Raw genomic sequence first — 13,588 nt, forward strand, 5'->3', positions numbered from 1 at the left:
CCTGGTGGTTCCGGCCGGTAGGGTAGGTATGTGCCGGAGTCTGAACGCATCGACAAACGCAGCCTGAGATACGCCGGGCGACGTGAGGAGTTGCTCGACGCATTGACCCGGTATGTCATCGACAACGGTGTCGGGGAACTGACGGTGAGGCAGCTCGCCAAAGCCGTAGGTGTGTCGCATGCGTCGTTGCTCAACCATTTCGAGAGCAAGGAGAATCTGCTCTCCGAGGTAATCGAGAACATGCGTAGCGAGTCCATTCCGTTTGCGGTCCCGATGGAAGCGGGGATCGATCCGGCGACAGTGCTGACCGCGTGGTGGACCGAACGTACGACACCGGAGGTCCTGCCCCGATTCCGAGTGATGGTCGAGATCTACGCCCTCGCGCTCGGCGATCGCGAACGCTACGGACGGTTTTTGGACCGTTTCGTGGGCGATTGGATCGAAGCTCTGGAAACCGGACTACGGCAAGCGGGCTGTCCCGAGGAGGATGTTTCGTCGGTCGCTACCTTGTTGCTTTCGCAAATGCGGGGTTTGTCGATGGATCTTCTGGCCACGGGGGACCGGGCTCGCGTCGATCGCGCGTTCGGGCTTTTTGTCGACGGCTTTGCCGCCCACGCTCGGAACTGGTCTGTGCCTTCATGATTCGATCGCCGTCAACGCTGACCGATCACCACGGTTGATGCGGTTTCATTGTAGGCTGCCACCCGAGTGAGAAACCCTCCCCGAGTGAATGTTTCGACGGTCATCTCGACCTGCTCCGTGCTCGTCTCGACGAGTAGATGGCCGCCCGGTCGTAGCCACGGCGCAGCATCGGCGATGATGCGGCGCTGGAGGTCCAGGCCGTCGGGGCCGCCGTCCAACGAGACTCGCGGTTCGTGAAGTCGCGCTTCGGGCGGCATGAGTCGGATTGAATCGGTGGGGACGTAGGGCGCATTGGCAACGACGACGTCAACATGACCTCGTAACTTCGTCGGCAGTGGGCCGTACAGATCGCCTTCGAGTACACGCTCGGGCGGTGCGATGTTCTGGCGAGCGCACCGAATCGCTGCCGGTTCGATGTCTACCGCGTAGAGATCGACAGTATCGATCTTCGCCTGCACAACAGCCCCGACAGCTCCTGAACCACAACACATGTCGATGACGACGCTTCCCGAGTCGACGAGTGTGCAGGCCTGTCGAGCGAGGAGCTCGGTGCGTCGGCGGGGGACGAATACTCCAGGGTCGATGTGGATGCGCAATCCGCAAAATTCGGCCCACCCGATGACAGGCTCGAGGGGCTCGCCGGCAACTCGTCGATCGATCATCGCGTCGAGTTCGTCGCGCGAGCGTGCGGCGTGGAGGAGTAAGCGAGCTTCGTCCTCGGCGAACACGCAACCTGCTGCCCGGAGGATCGCGGCCACCGAATTCTGCTGCGAATGGGGAGAGGTCGGGAGATCAGGCGCTGACATGAGAGAGCCTTTCGGCCTCCTGATCTCGCGGGGGACCTGCATGTATAGAACACCGCCACCCTACCGGAGCAGGCGCGTGACGACGGGGAATGTGCAGCGGGAATCTAGGTTGACCAATTGGTAGGGCTGTTCTAGGGTCTGAACTCGATCGGCTGATGTGGGGCTGATCACCACATACGGCACTGTCAACGCAATCGGTAGGAGAAGGCACGTGAGCAAGCGACTGTGTAGGACACTCGTCGGATTGGGCGCGAGCGCATTGGTGGCGTTGACCGTCACAGTGCCGGCCGCGGCGGAAGAGAATGATCTTCCGGGCTCCGTGGTGAGCCACGAGCCGCTCGGCCCCGATCGGGTGATCCCCGGCGCTGTGAGCGCAACAAAGGTGACGTACTGGTCGACGGGCCCGAAGGATGCGCCGATGACGAGTACCGGTGTGGTGTACCGCCCCGAGGGGGCTCCGCCCGAGGGTGGTTGGCCAGTCATTTCCTACGCGCACGGAACGGTGGGTGTCGCGGATCAGTGTGCGCCGAGCAGTAGCGTTCCGCTCGAGCGGACCGCGACGCATCTCGGGCATTGGCTGGAGCAGGGATACGCGGTCGTGACCACCGACTACGTGGGGCTCGGAACACCCGGTGTTCATCCGTATCTCGACGGTCGTTCCGCTGCGCACAGCGTTGTCGACATGGTGCGTGCCGCTCGTGCGGTCGACGACGACCTGTCGAGCGCCTGGGTAGCGATGGGGCAGTCACAGGGTGGACAGGCGACTATGTTCACTGCTTCTCTTGCCACCGATTACGCGCCGGAGTTGGACTACCGCGGCGCTGTCGCCACTGGTGTCCCCTCGAACATCGAAAATCTTCTACCGCTCGGTGGCCCCGCTTTCCCGGCACTTCCACTCAAGGGTACGACGGTCTACATTGCGAATGTTCTTGACGGATTGCGTGCTTCGCGTCCGGACATCGACATCGACTCGTATCTGACCCCGCTCGGCAAGACCATCCTCGACGACGTCGAGAACAACATGTGTTACACCGAGGCGCGCACCAAATACGGAACCGTCACGCTCGGTCAGGTGCTGTCGAAGTCGCTGGACAATCCGACGTTCATGGACGCTGCGCGCGAGCTGCTCACTGTGCCGACCGCAGGATACGACCGCCCGTTCTTCATAGGTCAGGGACTCTCGGACATCGATGTTCCGGCGCCACTGACTTTGAAGTTTGCTGCTGACCTTGCTGCCAACGGCGTGGACTTTGCATTCCATACCTATCCCACGGATCACCTGGGAACCGTTCCGGCTTCGGTTCCAGATAGCACCCCGTTTGTCGCGGCACTGTTCTCTGGTCAAAGGCCCTGCACCGGAAGCCTCTGCTGACCACTGTCTTTCAGGTGGCGCCAACTCCGCGCAGAAAGATGTCGATCGGGATCCGAAGTTGCCGAACGGTTTCGGAGGAGCGAGGATCTCGGCTACGTGCTCCGAGGCAGTAGTCGAAGATCAAGCCCTCCAGAAGGCTCAGGAAATTTGCGGCGGCGACGTCAGGATCGTCAACGCCAATGGTGTCGAAGATAGGTCTTGCCTTCTCCTGTGAAAACAGGCTGCCTTCGAGGAGTTGGTGCAATGCCGAATCTCGGGGAGTTTCCACGAGCAGTGCGTATCGAGCGATCAATTCGTTTCTGCGGTGCGAGAGAAGATCGTCGAGATACTCGGCCGTCAGGGCGGCAGGATTTCCGGGCCCTTCTCGGAGTTCGTCGAAAGTCGAACGTGACCGGTGCACGATGTGCAATGCAGTTGCTTCGAGAAGTGCCTCGCGAGTGCGGAAATAGTACGACGTCGAACCGGCAGGAAGTTCCAGGGACTGATCAACCGCCCGATGGGTGAGTGCACGCGGGCCCTGCTCGGCGATGATCGTGACGGCGGATGCCGCGATGAGGGCTCTGCGATCGGGCTTCATGTCGTTCCTTGCTGTCGATGTTGCATGCTGCCGGAGTTGAATGTTGCTGATGGTGCGTCGTGAGGGTCACATTGACTCGATTTGCCTTCGATCACTAGCCTCGACTCTACAGATGTAGAGGAGCCTCATGTTACTGGACGAAGAGCAGTTGGCGGCACGTGAAGCCCTCGATGCACTGCGGGTTCGTATCTCCGACGGTGAGGTCGGGGGTGGGATCTATCTCTGGGGAAGCGTCGGTCGCGGGAAGACGATGCTCATGGACGAGTTCTACGACGAGCTCCCGGTCGGCAAGCGGCGCATTCACTTTCATCGGTTCTTTGCAAACCTGCACGCCCGGGCGCATGAATTCGGATCGATGGGTTCGGCGCTGGACCACGTGGTGGACGGAATCCGCGTGCTCTGTTTCGACGAGTTCCACATCGACGACGTCGCCGACGCGATGTTCATGGCAAGGGTTCTCGATACGATCGTCGTGAAAGGTGTGACTGTTGTTGCCACGTCCAATGTCCCGCCGACCGAGCTTCTTCCGAATCCGCTCTTTCACGAACAGTTCGTGCCGTCCATCGAGTTGATGGAGCAGAGGCTCGAGGTGATCGAGTTGGGTGGCTCCGTCGACTACCGGACAGCGGGACAACCAAGTGCCGGGGACTACCGGTTTGCGACAGGGGAATTCCTCGTCGACTCGGAAATCGTGAGGCCTTCGGGCGAGGGCGTCGAATTGACGATCGGCACACGCACATTGGCATGCTCGGCGATTCGAGACGGCGTCGTCTGGTTCGACTTCGACGTGCTGTGCGGCGGTTCGACCTCGGCCGCCGACTACCTCGAGCTCGCCGCCCGCTTCGGCGACTGGGTGATCTTCGGAGTGCCGGTGCTCGCCGAGGCTTCGGAATTTGCCCTTCGCCGTTTCGGAAATGTCGTCGATGTTCTCTACGACGTCGATGCGCGACTGACGGTGTATGCCGCTGCCGGTGTGGAGGACGTTGCGGGCAGTCTTCGGGGCGTTTCCGGATTGGCGCGCCTCTACAGCCGACTGTCGCTACTGGCGCGGTCGGAGCTGGACAGCGTCAGTTGAGGCCCAGCGTCAGTTAAGGCCCAGCGTCAATTCCAGGTGAGATCACCGGTCGCGGCGCTGGGCGTGAGCCCGAACATACTGTGGCAGATACGGTTGAGATGGGCGCTGTCGGTGAAGCCGGCCTCGTGTGCACTGGTTGTCAGGGTTGCGCCACTGCTCATCACTTCCATGGCACGTCGTAGCCGCAACCAACGAATGTAGGTCGAAAAGCTCATCTGCAGTTGATCGTTGAAGATTCTTCCCAATCGGCCGGGTGAGATGGAGACCAGCGCGGCGGTGTCCGTCAGCGTTATCGGGCCCGAGATTCGCTCGGGCAGTAGCGTCAGAGCAAGATCTAGAGCAGGGTGAAGAGCGCGTACGCTCGACGGCTGCTTGCTTTCGGAGAGTGAATCGATGAGCCTCGCTGCGTATTCCAGATCCGACTCAACGCCACGGACCGTCATCGCTACGGCAGTCCGTCCACGAGTTGACCATTCGGGCACACCGCCGTGGTCGGATTCAGGCGGCCTGATGCGCCGGCCCATTCCGGTGGTGGAATCGACATAGATCGCCCGCCCCCGCGCGCCCTCTGTGGCGGACAATGCGTGGACCGCCCCGGACGGAATGACCACGGCAGCCACGACTTCACTGTGGCCCTCTCCGTCGGTGACCTCGACGTCCCCGTCGTCGACGATCATGATCTGAACAGCGGCGTGCGAATGCATGTGCGCCGATCCGACGGCGCCGGTGAACATGAGAATTCCGGGCTGCATGTGGACGGCGCCGGACCAGGTCATGTCAGCGATGATAGTGACGACCCTGACAGAGCTCGGGGTCCGGTCATCCTCCGGTAGGACCGAGGTGAGTTCGAAGATCGTGCGCTGGGCCGATGTGTATGCGAGGGGTACGCGAGAGGCTGTACTCATGAACAACGCACAATCACCCGCAGTCCTGTCGGTCCACTCGCTGGGCAAGTCGTACGGCGACGTTCCAGTGCTCCGCGGTGTGTCGCTGGAAGTCCGTGCGGGCACGGCCACGGCGATCATGGGTCCGTCAGGATCGGGGAAGTCGACTCTGCTGCACTGCATGTCGGGAATCGTGAAGCCTGATTCGGGCGCGATCCTGTTGAGCGGTAGGCATATCGAGAACCTCGGGGAGAACGATCGGAGTCGACTTCGGCGAGAATCCTACGGTTTCGTCTTTCAATCGGGTCAGCTGCTGCCCGAGCTTCCGGCGATCGAGAACGTCGCTTTGCCCTTGGTGCTCAACGGGTTGTCCATCGCGGAAGCCAAGCGGACGGCGCACGGTTTCTTCGCGCCTTTGGGCCTGGACGGACTGCAGGACCGTCGCCCGGGTCAGATGTCGGGTGGGCAATCCCAACGTGTCGCGATTGCCCGAGCGTTGGTGACCAAACCCGCAGTCCTGTTTGCAGACGAGCCGACCGGTGCGCTCGACGCACAGACAAGCTGGGAAGTGATGAGGGTGTTGCGTGATTCGGCTCAACAGATCGGTTCGGCGTTGGTCGTCGTCACTCACGACGCCGAAGTTGCTCGCTGGTGTGATCGTACGATGATGATGCAGGCCGGCTCGCTCGTCGGGACACAGGTGGCGGCATGAAAGCCACCGCGCGTGTCGCCCTGCTGACGGTGCGAGGTGAAGGCAGAAAGGCGTTGAGTACCTTCGCGCTCCCGGTATCGGCCTTCGCTGCGTCAACCACCCTGTTGCTCACGGTTCTCGGTGGCTACGGTGCCTTTGCGGGCCGATCGAGCGAACCCGAGTCAGAGGCATATCTCGCGCTCGCCGGGGTTGCCTCCGTGTTGATGATCGTCCCGGCAATCACGCTCGGTCTGGCGGCGGCCCGCTTGGGCGCCCGTCGTCGAGACGAACGCCTGGCGGCGCTGCGACTCATCGGATCCACGCCCCGTCAGATTGTCGCGCTGTGCGCTGCGGAATCGGGTATCCAGGGTTTTGCCGGCGCGTTGATCGGCGTGTTGGGGTATTTCCTCGCGCTGCCACTCGTAGCCCTCTTGCGATTTCAAGGCCGGACCTTCGAGTGGAGTGAGCTTTGGGTAGGCGCACTTCCGCTGGTGGGCATCGTATTCGGAATGACCATCCTGGCTGCTTTGACGTCGATGCTCGGGATGCGCCAGGTGTTCGTGAGCCCGTTGGGCGTCACGGCGGGCAATCCCAGCGCCGCACCGAAGATGATCTTTGCTCTTGCGGGCGTCGGGGTTCTGTTGGGATGGAGTGCATTCGGGGGCTCCGCGGCAAGCATCGCGGCAATCCTGGTGGGCCTTGGTGTCTGTTTCGGCGTTGTTGCGTTGGTCGGTCCGTTCGTCATTTCGCTGCTTGGGCGGATCATGCTCAAATGTGCCAAAGACGGTGCTTCGCTGATTGCAGCGCGTCGGGTCTTGGATAATCCGAAGGCTGTGTGGCGCACGGTCAGCGGTGTGACGATGGCCAGCTTCGTTGCCGCCGGAACCTCTTTGCTCGCCGCGATAGGCAACGGGGAGGGACAGGATTTGCAGCCAGGGCAGGAGTTCCTGTTCGCGGACATGAGAACCGGGGTGTTGTTCACTCTCGGAGCAACATTCACGTTGGCGGCCATCTCGTCTGCTCTCACCCAGGTATCCGGGATCCTCGACAACCGTGAGCTGTATCGGAGTCTGACTTTGGCCGGCACACCTGTCGAGGTGATGGACAGCGCCCGCATGAGGCACGTTCGCACTCCCGTGGTGGTGATGGCACTGGCCGGTGCCGGCGCTGCACTGCTGTTCCTCTTCCCACTGGCAGGGGCAGCCGTATTGACCACTCCGATGGCGCTGGTTCAGTTGGGCGTCACCCTGGCGGTGGGGATCGCGTTGGTGTTGGCCAGTGCATTCGCAGCCAAGCCCGTCATGCGACGGGTGCTAGCCGGCTGAATCCCCACCGGTCGGCCGTCAGTTCTGTCTCCGGAACGGTTCGGCCAACTGGCCGAGATAGTCGTCCGGGTAGTCGGGCTTGGCCGCCATTCCGAGATCGTCACTGCTGAATCGCTTTTCCGGATCGAAAGAGTAGGTACGGAACAGGTGATCCCAGATGAAAGTGAACAAACCGAAGTTGACGTCGCCGATTCCAGCCCACTTCAGGTGATGGAATCGGTGGCCGGCGTTGAGGGCGAGTATCGGACGCAGGGGGCCGATGCGGTAGTCGGCATTCGAATGCTGAAGCAGGAGTTGGACAGCGACACACACCGCGAGTGCCGACGCAACCGGGACGGGCATCCCGAGAAGGATCAGCGGCAGGACGCCACCGGCGGTTTCGAAAGTCTGATGCACGGGATGTTTCATGAGTCCGTTCATGCCGTAGAACCGTTCGAGGCTGTGATGGACCGCGTGAAAACGCCACAACCATCCAACCTTGTGGCTGATCAGATGTGCGACGGTGATACCGAAATCAGCAACCAGTACTGCGAACACAACCTGAACGACAAACGGAAGACCGTTCGGCCACAACCCGTCGAACGGAATCACCGCGGCCATCAACGGGATAACCGCGACGCTGACCAAGATGAGAGATTCGTTGACAAACGCATGGACCGTGTCGCGAAACCTGTCCGGTCCCGGGGCATTCCACGAAGATTCGTAGGGAAGCGCCCGTTCGGCCGCGAAAGAGCAGACCACGGCGAAGAGAATCAACGCCACCAGCGACCATTTCGGCGCACCGGATGCCGCGAGCGCAATTGCCGCTCCGTTGATTCCCAAGAGCATGAACGGGACGTACCCGTATCTGACGATGAACGTGAGCATGTTTTCGATCGTGCACGGCTCGGGTGGCCCCCGACTTGTACGAATCGGTCGACTTTCAGTCAGTCGAACAAGCTGTATCTCGTGACATCGTCAGCACGGTGGCGAGTGCAGCGCTCAGATACGGAGTGATGTTCTCGACGACTCGCGTCACGATCGCAGTGGCAACGTCAGCGGGTTGCAGGGGTACCGAAGGCGTCTGCGGCAATGCCGGGGGAGCCGGCGGAGCGGACTCGGACATCATCGGCGTATAAGTGTTGTGCTTCGTGAAATATCCGAATACCGAGTCGACGAACACCTCGGGGGCATCACGGGGCTTGGGCATGTTGCAGATGCCGTCACCCTCGATGCAGACTTCCTGCACTGCGATGTCACCGAATCCGCCGCGTGCTCCGGACATCGTCGCTCCTGGAACGACATTGGGCACTACGGTTTCGATGCCGCCGGCCGAGTTGCGGGGGTCGGCGTAGAGCACACCTTCGACTTGCGACTGCGGAATGGATCCGTCGCGCGCGATGTCACCGAGCACGTCGCCGGCAATCCGAGCACCCTGTGAGTACCCGGTGACGACGATCTCGCTGCCGGGGCACTGAGCGTGAAAAGCGTTGACCTCGCTGCGCAGCGTCTGGGCGCCCGCGGCAACACTCTGGTCATACGTCTGATCGCCGAGCGGCCAGAAGCTCGCCGGGTAGGTCACCGGTTTGGAGGCGTACCCCTGGGCTACGTAACGGTCGGTGACGGGTTGCGTAGTTTGTCCCGTCGGGTCCCACGTCCCGCCAACTGCGAATACCGCACCGGCCGGGCACGACCCGCCGTCATTCGGAGCCGCTCCGGCAGGTACCGACATCACTAGAGTCACCCCCGCTGTGACTGCAACCGTGCATGCCACTGACATCGCGTATTTCCTCATCGGGCCTGTCCCCATCTATCTACGTTCTCGTTCACTGGCGAGACAACCCGCGGTCCGACGCGATTCGTTCGGTACTGAAGAGAATGGTGATGGGGCGATAAGTCCTGGAGGTAATCCGTGCGTAAACAGGAAGTTGCAGGCCGACGCTGTTTCCTACCAGCGTGTGGGGCGCATCACGGCGTCGGGACCTGCGGCGGGTGATCCGGCTCGAGGAGGGTTCCGATCGCCTTGCCCATCGGCACGGCGTTGTTGAGATCCGCGTTGGTTGTCGGCCCGAGAGTCGCGTAGACGACAATCGTGGTCTTCGAGTCGGGGTAGTAGAGCGCAAGGCCGTTGTAACCGCCGTACGACGGGTTCATCACCAGCCAACCGTCGAGGTGCCCGGTCCCGAAGGAAAAGAACTTGTCCGTCGTCATACTTCCCAGGCCCGCAGTCGTCGGCGCCATCTGTTGATCGAAAGCCTTGTCGGAGAGTAACTCTCCCGTTCCTAGCGCGCGCACCCACTTTCCGATGTCGGAGACGGGCGCGTTCATGTTTCCGCTGTGCAGGAAAGCCGTCGGATTCCAGAAGGTGGAGTCTTCGAATACTCCGCGTTCATTGGTGTAGCCGTGCAGGATCGGCTCGTCCATCTGCGACGTGAGCACGACGCTGCTGTCATCCATCCCGAGCGGATCGAAGACGCGTTGCTGAAGTAGTTCGCCCAGCGGCTTTCCGGTCGCCTTCTCCATGACGTCGCCGAGCAGCGTCAGGTCGCTGTGCGCGTACGCCCAACTGGTGCCGGGTTCGAACAGCGGTGGGCGGGAGTTGGCAAGATCCAGGATGTCCTGAGCAGTCCAGCCCTTCATCGGGTTGTCCGTGAAGAGTTTGAGGAACTGTGGATCGGTCACATAGTCGGAGATTCCCGACGTGCTGTTGGCCAGCATTCGCGGAGTGATCGTGTCTGCGCGCGGAAAGTTCGGTTCCCACTTCGCGATCGGTTGATCGAGTGGCAGCGTTCCCTCTTCGTCGAGTTGCAGGAGGACGGTCGAGAGCATCGGTTCCATCGGTTGGCCGACGCGCAACTGCATCTCGGTTGTCGCCGGAACTCCGAGAGGGGACTCTCCGACGGCGCCCAGAGCAACTTCGTCGTCGCCCCGCCACACACCGAACACAGCGGCACTGAGGCCCAAGTCGGCCACCTGACGGCGGACGATATCCGTGATCTGGGTGGATTCCTGACTGCTCGAGGTGCTGGGAGAGGCGCTGCCCGTGCTTGTTGCGGAGCCCTCGTCGGAACTGCACGCAGCGGTTGCAACGGCAATGGTCAAGGCGATCGAGAGAGCAGCTAGCCGCACCCGAGGGCGGTGGTGGGAGGAAGTCATGCCTGCGATCCCTTCGATGCGGAAATCGAGCAACCGACGCCGAGCAATGTCCCAATTGACCGAATTTACCGCAGTTGAAAGGAGGGGGGATCAGATCGGCCGTATAGGGGAAACTGCTATTTCCAGTGCGTCCTCATTCGGGTGCCGCGTCCGGTTCCTCTCGCAGGTCCTGCGCTTGCTGAAGCTCTGCGTTGATGCGACGGGCTTCGGTGAGTTGGTCTTCGAGGATGATGATGCGGCAAGCCGCGTCGAGAGCCGTGCCGTTGGCTACAAGGTCGTGCGCGCGGGCTGCGATGCGAAGCTGGTAGCGGGAGTAGCGGCGGTGCCCGCCCTCGGAGCGTTGCGGGGTGAGCAGTTTCGCGGCGTCGAGGCTGCGAAGGAAAGCTTGTCTGACGCCGAGGATCTCGGCGGCGTGTCCCATGCTGTATGCCGGGTAGTTTTCGTCGTCCAATCTGCCGGACGGGTCACCCGGGGGTGTATCTGCCGAAATGGCTCGCTTCTTTCGCTTAACGGACGGGGCCCCCGGCGCGAGGTGCGCCGGGGGCCGGATGGGGTTTGAACTTACTTACATAACTGCATTCTTTCGAACTTCCGGACTCGCACAAGACATCCGGTAGCCGCTTTGAAGGGGGGTGCCGGGTCCGACTACACACTCACACACGAATTCGGCCCCGGCACGTCCCTGCCCTGCGGTACTGCTTGCGGGTAGTTCATCTCTCCCGCATCTCTCGATTCGTTCCTTGCTACGAGAAAAAAGATACAACACCCTCGTGAGAATGTCTACCCTGGCGACTGTAGATATTTTATTGCGAACTTTCCAGGTATTGCTGTTCGGAAACGACCTGGTTATTGGGGGTGAGAGCGCGCGGTGTGAGTCGTACGAGGTGGATCTGGGACAATGTTCCGATGCGAAATACCCCGAAGTCGGAGTCGTTGTTGCGTGCCCGCGCGGAGAGGGAAGAGCAAAGCAGCACCTCCGAGCACCCCGCAGGTGTTACCTCGAACCACGGGGAGGACTCGGCGTCGTCCGAGCCGGGGGCACGCAGCAGTAGTGGCTCGATTCGGTCCGCTCGGTCAGAGCTCTCGACCCACGCGCGGGCGGTGGAAAGCATGCACGAGGCGATGCATCCAGATCGCGATTGAGTCGGATGCTCAGTCGGGATGCGGGGTACTCCTTCATCCCGCTCGCCGCAACGCACGACGGCCGCCGCACTCCCGAAACAGAGGAGTGGCGACGACCGTCGAATTGTCAGAGTGTGCGCTCAGTACGTGAACCTCAAGGCAGCAACTGGTCCAGGAAGGTGTTGCTGAAGACCTTGTGTGGATCCAACGCGTTGTAGGCGGCGTTGGCGGTGTCCCAGTTGTCGCTCGAGGGAACGCCCTCGCGGTAGGTCTGGGGGAGGCCCTGGGTGATGATCGGGGTGTCGGTGTACGGCTTGTCGGGGCCGAACGCCCAGCCCTTGGACCACTCGGGGCGGAAGGTGGCGTCGTTGTTGTTGTAGTGATTGCGCATCCACTGTTCCATTTCGCGGTAGAACGCGAACATGCCGGGGGTTCCGGGGACGCCGAGGACGTTGAGCCAGATGGCGGTGTCCCATTCCGGATGGTCGGGGCGGGGGCGCATGGCCGAGATGGTGGGGGCGCCTGCCGAGTCGACCTCGACCTCGGATGGTTGATCGAGCCCGCAGCAGCGGATTTCGACGGGGCCGTTGAGGGGGAACTGTCCGATGGAGCGGTAGTACTCCATGCGGCCGTTGAACCACTGGGTAAAGTCGTGGATGACCTGGCCGATGTTGGCGCGAGAGGTGATGACGGCTCCGCCGCCCTCGGTCAGGCGCAGGGTAGTGGCCCGGATGTAGAACTGGACGTCCTTGGACCATCCCCACAGGTCGTTGGAGAAGGTCGCGGCGAGTCCGGCAACGGTGGTGGCGTACATGATCTGCCCGAATGCCGGTGCAATGCCCGGGTTTCCGGCGTTGATCTGGCCGATCATGTCGGTGACAGGTTCGGGAAGGTTGTCGGAGAAGATGTAGTTGTACGGCCCGGTCACCTCACGCGCGAACGGCGGTTTGGTGGGGGCAAGTGACCACACCTTCATCCAGGGACGTTCCGTGAAGGGGTACCAGATTGCTTCTGCGCGACCGTTTTCGCGGACGAACTTCTCGAAGGTACGTCCGGAAGCGCCGCGGGCACCGAAGAGTTCCTGCCAACCGATGTCGGTGTGGCTGACACAGCGCATGCGGTAGTTGGGGGCGGCCTGCAAGGTGACGGAGGTGAGGAAGGTGCGTCCGAGGTGAGTCAGCAGCGGCTTGATCGCCGCGTCGCTACGTGCATACGTCTTCAGCGCGTACTCGCTGCCGTTCCAGACCACTGCGGTCAGGGACGTGACGAGGTTGGAGAGTGAGCCGAAAGTCTGTCCGGGAACATGGGCTTCGCCTTCGGCGGGAAGTGCTGCGCCGTGAGCGTCGACGGCGAGGCAACCGGCGATGGTCAACACACCAGGTGCCGGCAGGTTCGCGAACCCGAGTCCCTGCGCCTGCAGCGCCGTGGTGATGGCGTCGAGGGTCGCGCCGGGTCCTGCGGTGACGGTAGCCGGGCTACCGCCCGCGTTGACGGAGACGCCGGTGAGATGGACCGTGGTGTCGGCGAGAATGACCTTGTCGATCGGCGCACCGTTGACGATGGTCAGCGGCGTCCAACCGTGCATGGCACCGCGGGGGCGGATGGTGTAGCCGTTGGCATGGCCCCAGTTGGCGAGGCGGACTACGTCTTCGGGCGTCTTGGGCGAACAGGTCCAGATCGCGTCGAGCATGATCTCTTTGGACCAGTTCTGATACGCCTGCTGGTAGAGGGCGATGCCCTCGGGGAAGGCAGGCGGCGGGGTGAGGGTGGAGACGGGGCCACCCGCGGAGCCGGAAGAGCCGGCGGGGACGGCATAGGCCGGCGTCCAGCCGGCGAATGCGGTCGCTGCCACGGCACCGGCTCCTGCGGCCATGAAACCTCGTCGGGACAGTCGGAACTTTTCGTCTTGTGCCGTCATCTTCGGGCTACTCCATCGGGTTCGAGAACTACGGTGAGTTC

General features: G+C 62.0%; 13 protein-coding genes. 5 read left to right on the top strand and 8 right to left on the bottom strand.

What is annotated here, in order from left to right:
* Window positions 1-30: 30 nt before the first annotated feature.
* Window positions 31-642: a TetR/AcrR family transcriptional regulator gene (locus tag ACFQ6Y_RS26755; protein ID WP_378546415.1), complete on the top strand. Its 612-nt coding sequence runs from the start codon at window positions 31-33 to the stop codon at window positions 640-642.
* A gap of 11 nt (window positions 643-653) precedes the next feature.
* Here ACFQ6Y_RS26755 and ACFQ6Y_RS26760 read toward each other — a convergent pair whose 3' ends face one another.
* Window positions 654-1,448, bottom strand: coding sequence for a putative protein N(5)-glutamine methyltransferase (locus ACFQ6Y_RS26760; protein WP_378639261.1), 795 nt, complete (start codon window positions 1,446-1,448; stop codon window positions 654-656).
* Between the two features lie 211 nt (window positions 1,449-1,659).
* Between ACFQ6Y_RS26760 and ACFQ6Y_RS26765 the strand changes: the two genes are divergently transcribed.
* A complete protein-coding gene (locus tag ACFQ6Y_RS26765; RefSeq protein WP_378639265.1) occupies window positions 1,660-2,820 on the top strand; it encodes a lipase family protein in 1,161 nt (386 codons plus the stop codon).
* A gap of 10 nt (window positions 2,821-2,830) precedes the next feature.
* Here the strand turns inward: ACFQ6Y_RS26765 and ACFQ6Y_RS26770 are convergent, their stop codons facing one another.
* Window positions 2,831-3,397, bottom strand: coding sequence for a TetR/AcrR family transcriptional regulator (locus ACFQ6Y_RS26770; RefSeq protein WP_378448237.1), 567 nt, complete (start codon window positions 3,395-3,397; stop codon window positions 2,831-2,833).
* Between the two features lie 127 nt (window positions 3,398-3,524).
* On the opposite strand from ACFQ6Y_RS26770, the gene zapE reads away from it, so the two are divergent.
* Window positions 3,525-4,472: a cell division protein ZapE gene (gene zapE / locus ACFQ6Y_RS26775; RefSeq protein ID WP_378639269.1), complete on the top strand. Its 948-nt coding sequence runs from the start codon at window positions 3,525-3,527 to the stop codon at window positions 4,470-4,472.
* Between the two features lie 26 nt (window positions 4,473-4,498).
* Here the strand turns inward: zapE and ACFQ6Y_RS26780 are convergent, their stop codons facing one another.
* Window positions 4,499-5,248 (bottom strand): helix-turn-helix domain-containing protein, encoded by a 750-nt coding sequence (locus tag ACFQ6Y_RS26780; protein WP_378639274.1) that lies wholly within the window; start codon window positions 5,246-5,248, stop codon window positions 4,499-4,501.
* Between ACFQ6Y_RS26780 and ACFQ6Y_RS26785 the strand changes: the two genes are divergently transcribed.
* Window positions 5,223-6,068 carry an ABC transporter ATP-binding protein gene (locus tag ACFQ6Y_RS26785; RefSeq protein ID WP_378448240.1) on the top strand — a complete coding sequence of 282 codons (846 nt, stop codon included), beginning with the start codon at window positions 5,223-5,225 and terminating at the stop codon, window positions 6,066-6,068. The two genes, ACFQ6Y_RS26780 and ACFQ6Y_RS26785, sit on opposite strands and share 26 nt — an antisense overlap.
* Window positions 6,065-7,372 carry an FtsX-like permease family protein gene (locus tag ACFQ6Y_RS26790; RefSeq protein WP_378639277.1) on the top strand — a complete coding sequence of 436 codons (1,308 nt, stop codon included), beginning with the start codon at window positions 6,065-6,067 and terminating at the stop codon, window positions 7,370-7,372. Before ACFQ6Y_RS26785 ends, ACFQ6Y_RS26790 begins: the two co-directional genes overlap by 4 nt.
* An 18-nt stretch (window positions 7,373-7,390) precedes the next feature.
* On the opposite strand, the gene ACFQ6Y_RS26795 is transcribed toward ACFQ6Y_RS26790, so the two are convergent.
* The 5 genes from ACFQ6Y_RS26795 to ACFQ6Y_RS26815 form a co-directional block, all read right to left on the bottom strand.
* Window positions 7,391-8,239, bottom strand: a complete 849-nt coding sequence (locus tag ACFQ6Y_RS26795; RefSeq protein WP_378639281.1) for a sterol desaturase family protein — start codon at window positions 8,237-8,239, stop codon at window positions 7,391-7,393.
* Window positions 8,240-8,294: 55 nt separating this feature from the next.
* On the bottom strand, window positions 8,295-9,083 hold the full coding sequence (locus ACFQ6Y_RS26800) for a PE-PPE domain-containing protein (protein WP_378639286.1): 789 nt from the start codon (window positions 9,081-9,083) through the stop codon (window positions 8,295-8,297).
* Between the two features lie 236 nt (window positions 9,084-9,319).
* Complete coding sequence (locus ACFQ6Y_RS26805; RefSeq protein ID WP_378639290.1) at window positions 9,320-10,507, bottom strand: serine hydrolase domain-containing protein; 1,188 nt, start codon at window positions 10,505-10,507, stop codon at window positions 9,320-9,322.
* Between the two features lie 133 nt (window positions 10,508-10,640).
* Window positions 10,641-10,958 carry a MerR family transcriptional regulator gene (locus tag ACFQ6Y_RS26810; RefSeq protein ID WP_378639294.1) on the bottom strand — a complete coding sequence of 106 codons (318 nt, stop codon included), beginning with the start codon at window positions 10,956-10,958 and terminating at the stop codon, window positions 10,641-10,643.
* Window positions 10,959-11,783: 825 nt separating this feature from the next.
* Window positions 11,784-13,547 (bottom strand): cholesterol oxidase substrate-binding domain-containing protein, encoded by a 1,764-nt coding sequence (locus tag ACFQ6Y_RS26815; RefSeq protein WP_378448248.1) that lies wholly within the window; start codon window positions 13,545-13,547, stop codon window positions 11,784-11,786.
* Window positions 13,548-13,588: the final 41 nt, after the last annotated feature.

The sequence above is a fragment of the Rhodococcus sp. NPDC056516 genome, assembly GCF_042794655.1.
In the GTDB taxonomy this organism is placed as follows: domain Bacteria; phylum Actinomycetota; class Actinomycetes; order Mycobacteriales; family Mycobacteriaceae; genus Rhodococcus_F.